This window comes from Roseateles toxinivorans (assembly GCF_004362525.1).
GTDB lineage: Bacteria > Pseudomonadota > Gammaproteobacteria > Burkholderiales > Burkholderiaceae_C > Paucibacter > Paucibacter toxinivorans.
The window spans coordinates 181,598-195,721 of sequence record NZ_SNXS01000002.1 but is presented as its reverse complement, the minus strand read 5'-3'; the positions used below and the strand labels follow the sequence as shown (position 1 = coordinate 195,721).

General features: G+C 69.1%; 12 protein-coding genes. 5 read left to right on the top strand and 7 right to left on the bottom strand.

What is annotated here, in order from left to right; translation table 11 throughout:
- Window positions 1-15: 15 nt before the first annotated feature.
- Entirely contained in the window at window positions 16-1,002 is a 987-nt protein-coding gene (locus tag DES47_RS06560) for a helix-turn-helix transcriptional regulator (RefSeq protein WP_133699887.1), read from the bottom strand.
- Between the two features lie 147 nt (window positions 1,003-1,149).
- On the opposite strand from DES47_RS06560, the gene DES47_RS06555 reads away from it, so the two are divergent.
- Window positions 1,150-3,003: a S8 family serine peptidase gene (locus DES47_RS06555; RefSeq protein WP_166651883.1), complete on the top strand. Its 1,854-nt coding sequence runs from the start codon at window positions 1,150-1,152 to the stop codon at window positions 3,001-3,003.
- Here DES47_RS06555 and DES47_RS06550 read toward each other — a convergent pair.
- Window positions 2,993-3,928 carry a LysR family transcriptional regulator gene (locus DES47_RS06550; RefSeq protein WP_133699885.1) on the bottom strand — a complete coding sequence of 312 codons (936 nt, stop codon included), beginning with the start codon at window positions 3,926-3,928 and terminating at the stop codon, window positions 2,993-2,995. The two genes, DES47_RS06555 and DES47_RS06550, sit on opposite strands and share 11 nt — an antisense overlap.
- 84 nt (window positions 3,929-4,012) lie before the next feature.
- On the opposite strand from DES47_RS06550, the gene DES47_RS06545 reads away from it, so the two are divergent.
- The 3 genes from DES47_RS06545 to DES47_RS29185 all read left to right on the top strand — a co-directional run bounded on the left by DES47_RS06545 (window position 4,013) and on the right by DES47_RS29185 (window position 6,630).
- Complete coding sequence (locus DES47_RS06545) at window positions 4,013-4,942, top strand: EamA family transporter (protein ID WP_133699884.1); 930 nt, start codon at window positions 4,013-4,015, stop codon at window positions 4,940-4,942.
- Between the two features lie 63 nt (window positions 4,943-5,005).
- Entirely contained in the window at window positions 5,006-5,671 is a 666-nt protein-coding gene (locus DES47_RS06540; RefSeq protein WP_133699883.1) for a lamin tail domain-containing protein, read from the top strand.
- A gap of 26 nt (window positions 5,672-5,697) precedes the next feature.
- On the top strand, window positions 5,698-6,630 hold the full coding sequence (locus tag DES47_RS29185; protein WP_133699882.1) for an SdiA-regulated domain-containing protein: 933 nt from the start codon (window positions 5,698-5,700) through the stop codon (window positions 6,628-6,630).
- Window positions 6,631-6,675: 45 nt separating this feature from the next.
- Here DES47_RS29185 and DES47_RS06530 read toward each other — a convergent pair whose 3' ends face one another.
- The 5 genes from DES47_RS06530 to DES47_RS06510 all read right to left on the bottom strand — a co-directional run bounded on the left by DES47_RS06530 (window position 6,676) and on the right by DES47_RS06510 (window position 12,726).
- Window positions 6,676-8,304, bottom strand: a complete 1,629-nt coding sequence (locus tag DES47_RS06530; protein WP_133699881.1) for a peptide chain release factor 3 — start codon at window positions 8,302-8,304, stop codon at window positions 6,676-6,678.
- 86 nt (window positions 8,305-8,390) lie between these two features.
- A complete protein-coding gene (locus DES47_RS06525; RefSeq protein ID WP_133699880.1) occupies window positions 8,391-9,659 on the bottom strand; it encodes a hypothetical protein in 1,269 nt (422 codons plus the stop codon).
- Between the two features lie 37 nt (window positions 9,660-9,696).
- Complete coding sequence (locus DES47_RS06520) at window positions 9,697-10,221, bottom strand: Dps family protein (RefSeq protein WP_133699879.1); 525 nt, start codon at window positions 10,219-10,221, stop codon at window positions 9,697-9,699.
- A gap of 53 nt (window positions 10,222-10,274) precedes the next feature.
- Window positions 10,275-11,237 (bottom strand): helix-turn-helix transcriptional regulator, encoded by a 963-nt coding sequence (locus DES47_RS06515; RefSeq protein ID WP_243748193.1) that lies wholly within the window; start codon window positions 11,235-11,237, stop codon window positions 10,275-10,277.
- 64 nt (window positions 11,238-11,301) lie between these two features.
- Window positions 11,302-12,726 (bottom strand): esterase-like activity of phytase family protein, encoded by a 1,425-nt coding sequence (locus DES47_RS06510; protein WP_133699878.1) that lies wholly within the window; start codon window positions 12,724-12,726, stop codon window positions 11,302-11,304.
- A gap of 162 nt (window positions 12,727-12,888) precedes the next feature.
- Here DES47_RS06510 and DES47_RS29180 point away from each other — a divergent pair, with 162 nt between their 5' ends.
- Complete coding sequence (locus tag DES47_RS29180) at window positions 12,889-14,079, top strand: LysE family translocator (protein WP_243748192.1); 1,191 nt, start codon at window positions 12,889-12,891, stop codon at window positions 14,077-14,079.
- Window positions 14,080-14,124 lie beyond the last annotated feature (45 nt).

Genomic DNA, 14,124 nt, shown 5'->3' with positions numbered 1-14,124 from the left:
CGTGACAGGGCGGGCTCAGGAGTCCAGTGCGCCGCGCTCGGCGGCCATCAGCCGCTGGGCCAGCGCCGCCTTGTCGTGGATCTGCAGCTTGGCATACAGTCGGGTGATCTGGGTGCGCACCGTGTTCGGTGCCACGCCCAGCTCGCGGGCGATCTGCTTGTGGCTCTGGCCGGCGGCAAAGCGCCGCGCCACCGCCGCCTCGGCCGGGGTCAGCAGGGCCAGGGCTTCGACCGGGCGGGCCGTGCAGACGAGCAGATGCTGCTCGCGCCGAGCCATCACCTCGATGCGCCGCCCGCGCCAGGCCAGGCCCTCGCTCAGCCTGCCCAGCAGCTCGGCGGGTAGCTGCTGGCCGCAACCCGCGGGCCATTCCTGGCGCAGCAGATCGACGAAGCGCGCATCGGCGCTCTCGACGCCGCCCAGGCCATTGACCAGGGCCGAGGCGCGTTGCGCACGCACGCTGTCCTGCCGGTCCAGCAGCGCCGCGCGATGCAGGCCGATGGCCCGCGACAGGTGCAGCCAGGCGGCATGCAGCAACTCGGCATCTTCGGGCTTGAAACAGGCATCGTCGGCGCGGTACAGCACCAGCCAGCGCCCGGGCGTGCCGGCGGCGGGGCTGTCACCGAACAGCAGCAGATGGCGCAGATCGTAGTCGCGCGTGAAGGCCTCCATCTCGGCCAGCCCCTCGCCCCGCCGCCGGTACTGTGCATGGCAGTCCACCGCGAGCGGCCGCTGCAGGCCACGCAAAAAAGCGTCGGTGACCGGGTCGCGGCCCGATACCGCGCCATAGGCCTGCAGGATGTGGTTCTCGCGTTGGTGCACATGGGCCTGCGTGATCAGCAGGCCGGTGCGGGGGTCGCGGCCGGCCTCGCCCAGCCCCAGCACCGCGCCGTCAAAGCCCACCCAGCGCTGCAGCAGGCGCAGCGCCTCACCCGGGAACTCCTGGTAGCCGGCCTGTTCGGCCAGGCGGTACAGGTCCACCATGGAGCGTGAGAAGGCGTGCATGGCTTGATGATGGCACGGCATGGCCCACAGGTCGCGTGCGGCTTTGCGCCAACCAAGCGGCCAAACCGACAGCTCGTCAGATCGCGCTGGCCCGGGCGGCCGGGCTTGGCTATCGTGCGCTCCTCTGTTTTGAAGGAGAGCACAACAATGAGCAAGCTGAATCTGATCCCGGTGGCCGCGGCCGCCGCCCTGCTGGTCTCTCTGCAGGGCCAGACGCTGGCCCAGTCCGCAGATGCCGGCAAGACGGCCAGCAACACCCGCCAGGTCATCACCCGCGCCGACCAGCTGCCGCGCCGCAGCGTCACACTGGCGATGCTGCCCAGCGCCTATTTGCAGGCGCCGCTTGACGAGGCTCGCAAGCTGGGCACCCAGCTGGAGGCGCAGCTGCTGGCCGATCTCGCCGCCTATGACATCCAGGACCCGACCACCCTGCGCGAAGGCTACACCGCCCTGGCCACCCTGGCCCAGCTGCGTGGCGACTGGGCCGCGGTGCCCGGCTGGACGGCCAAGGCCCGGGCGCTGCAGGAGAAGGCCGCCGGCAAACAGACCAGCGGTGTGCTGACCGATCTGCTGTCGCAGCAGCGGCTGGAGCAGCGCGACGCGGCCTGGCTGACGGCCGAGGTGGCGCGCCGCTACAGCGCGATGAACTGGACCGAAGTGCAGGACGTGGTGAAGAGCAACCGCGGCGCGGTCGAGACCTTCAACCCGGAGCTGCTGGTCGGCGGCTTCAAGGCCCAGCTCGACGCGCTGGCCAGCAACGGCCAGATGGTGGTGCCCGACCGCGTGGCCATGACCATCGTCGGCGCGCGCATGCAGATCGAGCTGCTGGGCCCGCACAAGCAGGCCATCGTCAAGGGCCTGCAGCAGGTGCTGGATGCCAATACCCGGGCGGTGGCCAAGGCCGATATCTGGACCCCGCGCACCTTTGCCATCGCCTCCGATGCCAAGGCATCACCCGTGCTGATCGGTGTCTGGGACTCGGGCGTTGACCTGAGCCTGTTCAAGACCGGCGCGGCCCGCGGCCTGGCCTTCGACGACGACGCCCAGCCCGCCAAGGCGCTGCTGCGCCCGCTGGGTGAGGCCGAGGCGCGCTGGCCGCAGCTGCGCACGATGATCAAGGGCTCAATGGACCAGCGCGCGGCGCTGGACACGCCGGACTCGCGCCAGCTCCGTGCCACCCTGGGCAGCCTGAAGGCCGACCAGGTCAAGGGCTTCACCGAGGACATGGCGCTGGCCGGGCTTTATGTGCATGGCACCCATGTGGCGGGCATTGCCGTCGAGGGCAACCCCTTTGCTCAGGTCTATGCCGGCACGATGCTGTGGAGCCACAAGGCCGAGCCGGCCAAGCCCAGCGAGGAGCGCTCGCGCCGCACGGCCGCCGCCTACCGCTCGATGGTGCAGGGCTTCAAGAGCGCCGGCGTGCGCGTCGTCAACATGAGCTGGCGCTACGGCCCCAGCGCCTACGAGGCGGTGATGGCGTACCACAACCTCGGCGGCACGCCCGAGGCTCGCAAGCTCGAGGCGGCGCGGCTGTTCAAGATCGAGCGTGATGCGCTGCACGGCGCGATCGCCGGTGCACCCGAGATCCTGTTCGTCGCCGGTGCCGGCAACGAGGACAACAGCGCCGACTTCGAGGAGTACATCCCGGCCGGCCTGGAGCTGCCGAATCTGCTCACCGCCGGTGCCGTCGATCAGGCCGGCAGCGAGACCAGCTTCTCGACCTTCGGCAAGACCGTGGTCGTGCACGCCAATGGCTTCGAGGTCGACAGCCCGGTGCCCGGCGGCGTGCGCATGAAGCTCAGCGGCACCAGCATGGCCAGCCCCCAGGTGGCCAATCTGGCCGCCAAGCTGCTCGCGCTGAAGCCGGAGCTCAAGCCCACCGAGGTCAAGGCGCTGATACTGCAAGGCGCCGAGCGCCTGGCCGGTGCCGATGGCAAGCCCGGCCGCGTCAACCTGATCAACCCGCGCAGGAGCGCCGAGCTGGCGGGCATCAAGCTCTGATCAGGAACTCCGGCTCGGCCGCGCAGGCCTGCTCGACGAAGTCGAGAAAGGCGCGCAGCCGCGCCGGCACCTGGCGTGCCTGCGGCATCACGCCATACAGCACATGGGGCGCGGGCATGCAGTCGCCGAGCAGCGGCTGGACGGCGCCGCTGGCCAGCAGGTCGCGGACGACGAACAGCGGCGTCAGCATCAGGCCGATGCCGGCCAGCAGGGCTTCGCGCAAGACCACGCTGTTATTGGCCTTGAGACTGCCGCCTACCTCCAGCGCCAGCTCGTGCCACTGGCCATCACGCCACTCGCGCAGCGGCCAGATGCCGGGCGTGCTCGACAGCGAGTAGAGCAGGCAGTTGTGCTGCAGCAGGTCCTGCGGTCGGCGCAGCGGCGGTGCATGGCGCAGATAGGCCGGGCTGGCGACCAGCACCCGCGGCACGCTGCCCAGGCGCCGCGCCACCAGGCTGGAGCTGGGCAGGGCGGTGGCGATGCGCAGCGCGCAGTCATGACCGCCCTCGAGCAGATCGACGAACTGGTCGCTCAACGACAGCTCGACCTGCAGCTCCGGGTAGCGCACCAGCAGGTCCGGCAGGCGGCGCGCCAGCCACATCAGGGCGAACGAGCTGGGCACCGCCACCTTCAGCCGGCCACCGACCCGCTCGGCCTGCTCGCGCAGCGAGGCACCAGCCTCGCCGAGCGCGTCCAGCGCGGCGCCGACCGAGGCCAGATAGCGCGCCCCGGCCTCGCTGAGCGCGACATGGCGCGTGCTGCGCGTCAGCAGGCGCACGCCCAGCTCGGCTTCCAGCTGGGCCACCAGCTTGCTGACGGCGCCACCGGTCAAGCCCAGGCTGGCCGCCGCCGCCTTGAACGAGCGCAGCTCGGCGACGCGGCGGAAGGCGAGCAGGGCGGGAGTCGAGGGCAGCGGCTGATTCATTCCAAATGGGAATTTCTGATCTGTAGATTGAGAGGATACGCGCGATCTGCTCAGTAATAAACTGAGCCGCAGAGGTACATCGCGATGAAGCTACACCCCGTCCCCATGTGGTCCTTGCTGCCGCTGCTGATCGGCACCGGCGTGTTTCTGGGCTTGGCCCTGCCCCTGTCCAAGTACGCCGCGCAGCAGGGCGTCGGCGCGCTGGACTTCGCGCTGTGGCCGACCGTGCTGGCCGCCCTGCTGCTGTCGATGCGGGCGGTGCACCGTCATGGCCGGCCGGCACAGCCCGCCCGGCTGCTGCGTTTCGGCCTGATCGCCGGGCTGCTGGGCCATGCGCTGCCGATGAGCCTGGCCTTCTACCTGTCCGCCCAGGCCGGCGCCGGCTTTGCGGCGCTGGCCTTCACCCTGCCGCCGGTGTTCACGCTGGGCTTGAGCCTGCTGCTGCGCCTGGAGCCCTGGCGCTGGCAGCGCGTCCTGGCCGTGGTGCTGGGCCTGGCCGGCGCGCTGCTGCTGGTGGGTTCGCGGCTGGGCGATGCGGGGCCGGCGGATGCCGCGGTGTTGCTGCTGCTGCTGGCGGTGCCGGCGCTGATCGGTGCGGGCAATGTCTATCGCAGCCGCCGCCTGCCCCAGGGCCAGGCCAATGAGTGGCTGGGCGCGGCCACGCTGGCCGGCTCGGTGCTGCTGCTGGCACCGCTGCGCCTGCTGCTCGACCTGCCGCTGCCGCCTGCCGAGGCCGGGGCCTGGCTGGCCCTGGCCGGCCAGGCCGCGGCGATGGCACTGGGCTATCTGCTGTACTTCCGGCTGCAGCGCGTGGCCGAGCCGGTCAGCTTCAGCTTCATGGGCTATGTCATCACCGTGACCGGCCTGGTCCTGGGCGCACTGCTGTTCGACGAGGCATTGAGCTGGCGCCTGCTGCCAGGCCTCTTGCTGATCGTCGCCGGCTTCCGGCTGATTCGCCTGCCGCTGCCCGCTGGCGCCAGGGCCTGTCACGCGCAGGTCATCTTGGGTCATTAAGGTCGCGCCGCCGGTGCGTGCAGCGCACGCCCGCCGGCGCCACACCAACCCGAGGAATAACCCATGAACCCTATGTTTCATGCGCTGGGCGCTGCCGCCTTGCTGTCGAGCGCCATGGCCGCCCAGGCCAAGGTCGAAATCACCGAATGGATGTACAACGGCAATGGCAAGACCGGCGAGTACATCGAGTTCACCAACCTGGGTGCCAGCGCCGTGGACTTCTCCGGGTGGTCTTTCGATGACGACTCGCGCAACCCCGGCGTCACCTCGCTGAGCGCGCTGGGCCTGGTCGCCCCGGGCGAGTCGGTGCTGCTGGTCGAGTCCAGCGCGGCCGATTTCCGCAGCGTCTGGGGCCTTGGGGCCAACGTCAAGATCGTCGGCGGCAATCTGGCCAATCTGGGCCGGGCCGATGAGATCAATCTGTTCGACGGCGCCGGCCAGCTGGTCGACCGCCTGAGCTATGGCGACGTGGCCATCCCCGGCACCGTGCGCGCGCAGAACCGCAGCGGCAATCCCGGCAGCCTGGCCGACCTGGCACCGCAGGCCGTGAGCACCGGCTGGGTGCTGGCCGCCGAGGGCGATGCCTTCGGTTCGCATGCGTCCAGCCTCGGCGATGTCGGCAACCCCGGCCTGTTCACGCTGGCCGTGCCCGAGCCCTCGACCTACGCGCTGCTGCTGGGCGGCCTCGGCCTGGTGGGCGCCGTCGCCCGCCGCCGCCGTCAAGCCTGAAAACTGAATCCGGACATCTCACCATCATGATCAAGCAAATCATCGCCGCCGCTGCGGCGGCCCTGTTCGCTGTCGGCACCTCGGCGCAGACCTCCATCAACCTGGCCAACTACAAGCTCAGCGGCAACTACACGCTGGACACCCTGGGCGATATGGGCCTGGAAGCCTCGGCCGTGACCTATGCGCGCGACCGCGGCACGCTGTTCTTCGTCGGTGACGAGGGCCTGGGCGTGGTCGAGATCTCACGCACCGGCCAGACCCTGGGCAGCATGCGCTTCAGCAACTGGCCCACCGCCAGCACCAACCATGACGCCGAGGGCCTGACCTATCTGGGCAATGGCCAGCTGGTGGTGGCCGAGGAGCGCCTGCAGGACGCCTACCGCTTCCAGTATGTGGCCGGGGGCAGCGTCGCGCTACGCGATGCCGACTTCGTCTCGATCGCCGGCACGGTGGGCAATATCGGCACCGAGGGCATCAGCTACGACCCGCGCAACGGCAGCTTCGTCAGCGTCAAGCAGGACAACCCGCAGGCCGTGCTGGCCGGTGGGCTGACGTTTGCCAAGGCCGGCGGCGTGTCGGCGATGGCGGCGCTGTTCAACGCCGATGCCAAGCTGGGACTTAACAGCCTGTCCGATGTGCAGACCCTGTCGCCGATCGACGCACTGGCCGGCTCGGCCGCGGCCGACAACCTGCTGATACTGAGCCTGGACTCGAGGAAGCTGGTCGAGATCAACCGCAAGGGCGATGTGCTGAGCAGCTTTGATCTCTCCGGCGTGACCAGCCAGGCCATCGAGGGCGTGACGGTGGACGAGAAGGGCGTGATCTACCTGGTGGCCGAGGACTCGGGCACGCCGAACTCGCGCCTGTTCGTGCTGACGCCGGTGCCGGAGCCCACGACCTGGGCGCTGATGGCCGGGGGGCTGGGCCTGCTGGCTTGGGCGAAACGCCGCCGCACTTGAGGTGGCGATAACGGGCCGCCCTTCCGGGGGCGGTCCGTCTCGCGATCAGCCGTCCAGCCGGTTCTGGAACATCAGCCCCGCGTGCTCGCGCATCGCGTGGAACTTGATCTTGGGCCAGTTGCTCTCGATGGCGCGCAGCTCGGGCGCATATTCGACCAGCACGGTGGGCGCGTCAACGGCGTCGTAGGCGACGCGGTGGGCGTTGGCGTCGATGAAGCGCTTGAGCTCCCTGTCGCCGCCGTCGGCCTCGTCGCAGGTCACCCAGCGGGCGACCTGGAAGCGGCTGGGCATGATGCGGGCCTTGACGCCGTACTCATGCTCTAGGCGGTGGGCGACGACCTCGAACTGCAGCTGGCCGACGGCGCCCAGCAGCAGCACCGATCCGGCGACCGGACGGAAGACCTGGATCGCGCCCTCTTCGCCGAGCTGCGTCAGACCGGCACGCAGCTGCTTGGTGCGCAGCGGGTCGGCCACCTCGACGGCGCGGAACATCTCCGGCGCGAAGAAGGGCAGGCCGGTGAATTGCAACTGCTCGCCTTCGGTGATCGTGTCGCCCAGCTGCAGCACGCCGTGGTTGGGAATGCCGATGATGTCGCCGGCAAAGGCCTCGTCCAGCAACTCGCGGCGCTGGCTCAGGAAGCTCACCACCGAGTTGGGCCGCAGCTCCTTGCCGGAGCGCACCACCTTGAGCCGCATGCCGCGCTCGAAATGGCCGCTGGCCACGCGCAGGAAGGCGATGCGGTCGCGGTGCGCCGGGTCCATATTCGCCTGGATCTTGAACACCACGCCGCTGAACTTGGCCTCGTCGGGCTCGACCACGCGCTGCATCGCCGGGCGGGCGGCCGGCGACGGGGCCAGGTCGACCAGCGCGTCCAGCACTTCCTGCACGCCAAAGTTGTTGACGGCCGAGCCGAAGAACATCGGCGTCTGGTGGCCGGCCAGGAACTGTTCCTTGTCGAAGGCCGGGGCGGCGTCGCGCACCAGCTCGATCTCACCCTCGGCCTGCTCGTACTGCATGCCGAAACGGCTGGCATATTCGGGGTGGTTGAGGCCTTGCAGGACCTCCTCCTCGCCGGCCGCGCGGTCCTCGCCGGGCGAGAACACGCGCATCTGCTCCTTGCGCAGGTCCATCACGCCATGGAACTGCTTGCCCATGCCGACCGGCCAGGTGAAAGGCACGACGGTCATGCCCAGCTCGCGCTCGATTTCGTCCATCAGGGTCAGCGGCTCCTGCACCTCGCGGTCCATCTTGTTGACGAAGGTCAGGATGGGCGTGTTGCGCGCCCGGCAGACCTGCAGCAGGCGCCGCGTCTGCGGCTCCACGCCATTGGCCGCGTCGATCACCATCAGCGCCGCGTCAACGGCGGTGAGCACGCGATAGGTGTCTTCCGAGAAGTCCTGGTGGCCCGGGGTGTCGAGCAGATTGATGACGCAGTCGCGATACTCCATCTGCATCACCGACGAAGCCACCGAGATGCCGCGCTGCTTCTCGATCTCCATCCAGTCCGAGGTCGCGTGGCGCGAGGCCTTGCGCGCCTTCACCGAGCCGGCAATCTGGATCGCGCCCGAGAACAGCAAGAGCTTTTCCGTCAGCGTCGTCTTGCCGGCGTCGGGGTGGGAAATGATGGCGAAAGTACGGCGACGCCGTACCTGGGGGCTGAGCTCGGTGGACATGGGATCTGGGCCTGAAGCGTTGAACAACCGGCCCGGCCGGATTCGTGGAACCCTCGATTATCGTTGGAGTGCGCCTGTTCGTCTTGTCAGGGTGCCAACAGCGGGGTGGCGTCCAGCCGCCGCTCGATCTCGGCCAGCATCTGCTGATAGGCCGGCGCGCCGACGCCACCATAGGTATTCTGAAAGTCCTGGGCGCGCAAAAATTCCGGCAGGTCCGACACATCGGGCATCAGCTGGGCCTCGCGCTGCAAGCCGGCGAGGCGCGCCTGGAGCTGCGCCGGGGCGTTCTTGGCCAGCAGGCCCAGGCGGGTGCCGGCGCGGTCGGCGGCGATGTCGTTGAAGCTGAAGCCGCTGCCGCTGCGCGAATCGGCCAGCTCCTTGTAGACGCCGATCGCGTCGGCCAGCGGGCCGCCGCCCTCGATGGCCAGCACGGCCGAGATCAGCAGGTGCTGGGGGAAGTCGTCGCGGTCGTACAGCGTGACCAGCATCGGCTTGGGTTGGCGCCAGTCGCGCGCTGCGGGCACCAGCGCCTTCAGGCCGCGGCCGCTTGCATGCAGGGCCAGGGTCAGCAGGGCGGCACGGTTCTCGGCGGCGGCGTCGCCGCCGGGCAGGCTGCGCTGGCGGGCCAGCTCGAACATGGCCGGCAGCAGCAGGGCCAGCGAGGTGCCACCGTTCGCGGGCATGGCCGCCGGCTGCTCCGACAGCTCGGCCAGGCGGTCGGAGTAGGCCTTCAGCCGGGCCTGCTCGGCCTGGGGCACGAGGGCGACGAGCATGCGGCCGTACGTGTCGTCGCGCCACTCGTAGTTCAGCTGCAGCCAGGCCGGGCGCAGCTGGACGCTTTTCACCAGGTCGTTGGCGAGCTGCCCCTCGGCGGTGGCGTCGAGCCGGCTGCGCAGGGACTCCAGCCACCGGCGCGCCACCCAGCCAGGCACCGGCAGCCGGCCGATGCGCAGCCGCTCCACCACCGGCAGCTCGGCGCTCTCGCGCAGGGCAGCGTCCAGGTTCAGCCACAGCGGCAGGCCCAGCTGATGCAGGGCCACGCTGGCGCGCACCTGGGCAATGCCAGCGCCCAGCACGATCTTGGCCGAGGCGCCGGGCAGCTTGCGGCGCATCAACTCGTTCAGCAGCAGGTTCAGGTCCCGCTCCGGCATCACCAGGGTTCGCTGGGTGCCCGGCCGCGGCAGGCGCGGGTCATTGCGGCGCAGGAAGGCATTGGCCCGCTCCACATCGGCCGCGCTGACCTCGGCCTGTGGCGGGATCAGCGGCGCGCCTTGCAGCGCCAGGGCCAGCATCAGCAGCAGGCTCAGGGCAAGCGCCGTCAGGGCCCAGCCCAGCCATCGAAACTTGGATCTCATGCGCCGAGTCTGCCATCGGCCCGGCGGCAGCCGGCGATCACTCTTCCAGCAAGCTGCGCAGCATCCAGGCGGTCTGCTCGTGCACGGTCAGGCGCTGGGTCAGCAGATCGGCGCTGGGCTCGTCGGAGGCCTTGTCGACCAGCGGGAACAGGCTGCGCGCGGTGCGTGCCACGCCCTCATGGCCGGCGACCAGTATGCGCACCATCTCCAGCGCCTTGGGCGGCACGGCCGGCGCGTCGGGCAGCGAGCTGAGCTGGCCGAACTGGGCATAGGAGCCGGGGGCGGCATGGCCCAGCGCGCGTATGCGCTCGGCGATCGGGTCGACGGCATTCCATAGCTCGGTGTACTGGCCCATGAACATCACGTGCAGGGTGTTGAACATCGGCCCGGTCACGTTCCAGTGGAAGTTGTGGGTGGTCAGGTAGAGCGTGTAGGTGTCGGCCAGCAGCTTGGACAGGCCGGCGGCAATGGCGGCGCGGTCCTTGTCGCTGATGCCGATATTGATGCCCGAGGGGGCGGCGGCGGTGGCGGTTGCGGATTTGGGCGAAGACTTCTTGCTCATCAAACTCTCCTTGCTTGGCTGGGTCTTGTCGATTGTGCCCAACTGTGGGGCGGTCAGCGGTTTTGCAATGCCGCGCTGGTGATCAGCGCCTGGCCATGTGCGGCCAGCGCGCGACGCAGGGCCATCGGCTTGAGGATCTTGAAGCCGAAGGGCAGGCGGCCCAGCTCGCGCGCCATGGCCGCCAGGTCATCGGCCTGGGCGAGCAGCCGCACGCCGCCCTTGACCTGCGCCAGCACGCCTATCTCGGGGCGCACGGCGCGCTGCGCGCTGGCCAGGTCGGTATCGAGCAGAGCCTCGATCGCGTGGCTGCGCGGCAGGGTGGCGATAGCGTTGGCCAGATAGGCCAGCACATCGAAGTCGGCCGGCCTGCCGAAGCTGGCCGGCAGGGCCTCGACCGAGAGCACCCGATCGAGCCGGAACGAGCGCAGGTCATGGCGCAGATGGCAGTGGCCCACCGCGTACCAGGCGCCGCCGCGAAAGCCCAGGCCATAGACATCGACCTCGCGTGCGGTTTCGGTCTCGTCGCGGCTGCGATAGCCCAGGCGCACGCGCTGCTGCGCCCGCGCCGCGGCGCTGAGCGCCAGCAATTCCGAGCGGGCACCGGGGCCGGACGGCTGCGCCAGGTCCAGCGCGACGACCTCGTTGACATCACCGATGCGCTTGGCGCAAGCCGCCGGCATGACACGCTCCAGCTTGGCCTGGGTGCTGCTGATCGCCGGCAGGATGCCGTTCAGCCCCAGCTCGCGGGCGGCGCGCAGGCCTATGGCCAGGGCCATGGCCTCGTCGGCGGTGAACATCATCGGCGGCAGCTTGTGGCCGGGCCGCAGCCGATAGCCACCATCGCGCCCGCGCTGCGCCTCCACCGGCACGCCCAGCTCGACCAGATGGGCGATGTAGCGCCGCACGGTGCGCTGGTCGACCTCCACGCGGCGTGCCAGCTCGGCACCCGGCATTTGCGGGTGCGACTGCAGCAACTCAAGCACGGCCAGCACGCGGCCGGTGGGTTTGGTGGTCAAGCGGAGGTGGCCGGGTGGCCGGAGTCGATTCAGGTTGATTCTGACCTGAATCGCCCCAGAAGACTCACTCCGCGGCGCGCGTCCGGCGGCGGGCACAAGCGCCCAGGGCGGCCAGGCCTCCCAGCATCAGCGCCCATGTGGTCGGCTCGGGCACTGGTGCGGTGTAGGCGCCCAACTCGCTGGCGCTGATGGTGTAGGCGTGCAGCACGCCGGGCAACAGTTGGTAGTTGGCCGACCAGGCCGCCGCGGCGCCGTTCGAGGTCTTGACGCAGTTGACGGTCTGGTCCAACGGGCACTGGATCGAGGCGGCATAGGGGTCGGCCTGGCTGAAGTCGAACCAGACGTCCTTCTGCACGCCCACCCCGTCCTGCGTCACGCTGTAGTCGTTGTCGGTGCCGGCCAGCATCAGGTAGCTGCCATTGGCCAGCTTCGGGCCGATGGCCAGGCCTTCCCACTTCTCCGGCGACTTGCCTCCCAGGGCGGCCAGGGTGTTGGCGTCCAGATCGAAGACCTGGGCCGACTTGACGACCTTGGTGTAGGCCGCGCCCGAGTCGAGATCGATGTGGGTCACGTCGGTGGCGCCGTTCAGGTCGATGCGGAACACCTCCTTGTCGGCCGTCGCAAAGGTCGCGCCGACGCCGACGCCGCGGTTGTTGCGCTCCAGCACGAAGAACTCGTGGTCGTTGATGGCCACCAGCGCCGAAATGCCCTGGCCCTGGCCGGCGCGCTTCATCTCGTAGGCATACTGGGCCACCGCGGTGCCGGTCGCCATGTCGTACTTCACGATGCGATTGACCGCGCCGTTGCCGCCGCCCTCGTCGAGCATGGCGCTTTGCAGCATGCCGAAGGCGAACTTGCCATCCGGGCTGATGGCCAGGCCTTCCATGCCGCGATTGGTGCGCTTGCCGGCATTGTTCGTGCCGTCATCATTGCCGTAGTAGGTGCCGGTGGTGGTGTTGCGCGGCACCAGGTTGGCCGGGGTGGTGAAGGTACGCAAGAGCTGGCCCTGGCGGTTGAACTCGCGCACCGAAGGGCCGTACTCGTCCGAGACCAGCAGATTGCCGTTGTGCGGGTTGACGACGATGCCTTCCGGGTCGAAGGCCAGACCTGGATTCGTGGTGCCGGCCGGGGCCAGGCCGTTGAGCGAGCTCAGGCCGCTCTTGAACACCACCGTCTCGACGATCTTGAAGTTGCTGATCGCACCGGTGTTCTGGTTCACGTCGAGCGTGAAGCGCTGCACCCGCGTGTCATAGCTCATCGTGCCGCCGCCGGGGCCGCGGTCCGACAGGCCCCACCACTCCTTGCGGTTGGTGTCGTAGTAGATATCCGAGAAGTAGCCGACGCGGCCGTTGTTGATGCTTGTGCCGCCGGACAGGTCCAGCATCGCACCATCGAGGGCCAGTCCGTTGACGAAGCTGGGCGCCGCATGCGCGAGCGAGGTGGCGGCCAGCAGGGCGGCAGCGGCGAGCGCGTGGAGTTTGGCATTCATGGCGAGGTTCCTTCTAGGGTGCAAGCAAACCTCGAAGACTAGAGGCGGGATGTGACGGTGCGGTGACAGGGTCCTCCGGCGCATCTTCTTCGCTCGATATAGGGCGGATTCTGTCCGCTGACGTTCCTAGACTGGCGCCTCATCAAGCAACAGGAGCCCCGCATGGATGCCGGCAACAGTCTCTGGATCTACTTCGCCCTGACCCTTGGCGTGATCGCGCTGCCCGGCATGGACATGGCCTTCGTCGCCGGCAGCGCGTTGACCGCCGGCATGCGCGGCGGCCTGCTGGCCGTGGCGGGCATCGTGGTCGGGGGCATCGTCCATGTGCTGGTCAATGTGACCGGCGTATCGGCCCTGCTGATGCTATGGCCCGGCGCGTTCAATGCGCTGCTGCTGGGAGGTGCGGCCTATATGGCCTGGATAGGTTGGGGCATCCTCGCTTCGACCTTGAGGCCGGCTGCGGCGGCCACTGCGCCTGTGGCTCAGCCGCCGCAGGGGCCCGCCTCTGCCATCTTCCTGCGGGGGGTGCTGAACTGCCTGCTCAACCCCAAGGCCTATGCCTTCATGCTGGCCGTGTTCCCGGCCTTTCTGCGCACGCCCAGCCGTGGCCTGGCGGAGCAGGCGGTGCTGCTCAGCGCCATCACCGCGGGCAACCAGATTGCCGTCTATGGCGCGATTGCCGTGGCCGCGGCGGGCGCTCAGCGCTGGGCCGGGCCGCGCAAGAACACCCAGCGCTGGATCTCCGCTGCCGTGGGCGCCACGTTGATCGTGGCTGCCGTCTTCACCCTCGCCGGCGCCTGGCAGCCGGCTTCCGCTCAAACCCCGAAAGGACAGACCATGACCCCATCCTCAACGCCCGTCGCCGACGCCTCCCACGACTTCGACTTCCTGATTGGAAAATGGGATATCAGCAACCGCCGCCTGCCCAAACAGCTGCAGGGCTCCAATGAATGGGAAACCTTCAAGGCGACCAATCACGCCCACCTGCTGCCCGGTGGCATCGGCAACTATGACGAATTCCTGCCCGTCGGCTGGCGGCCTGGCTTCGTGGGCATGTCACTGCGGGCCTTCAATCCGCAGACTCAAGCGTGGAGCATCTTCTGGCTGACCAATCGCGATGGCGGCATCGACGCCAAGACCCATGGCCTGCAGCCACCGGTCGTCGGTCGCTTCGAGGGCGATACGGGGCTGTTCTACGGCGACGAGTTGTGGGAAGGGCGGCCGATCAAGGTGCGCTTCGAATGGACGCGACTGGACCCCGACGCCGCGCGCTGGCAGCAGGCCTTCTCGGCCGACGGGGGCAAGAGCTGGGAGGTCAACTGGGTGATGGAGCTCAAGCGCATCCAGCAATGAATGAGGCCAAGTCCGCCTTACGGCGAGACCTGGCCCCAGGCGGCG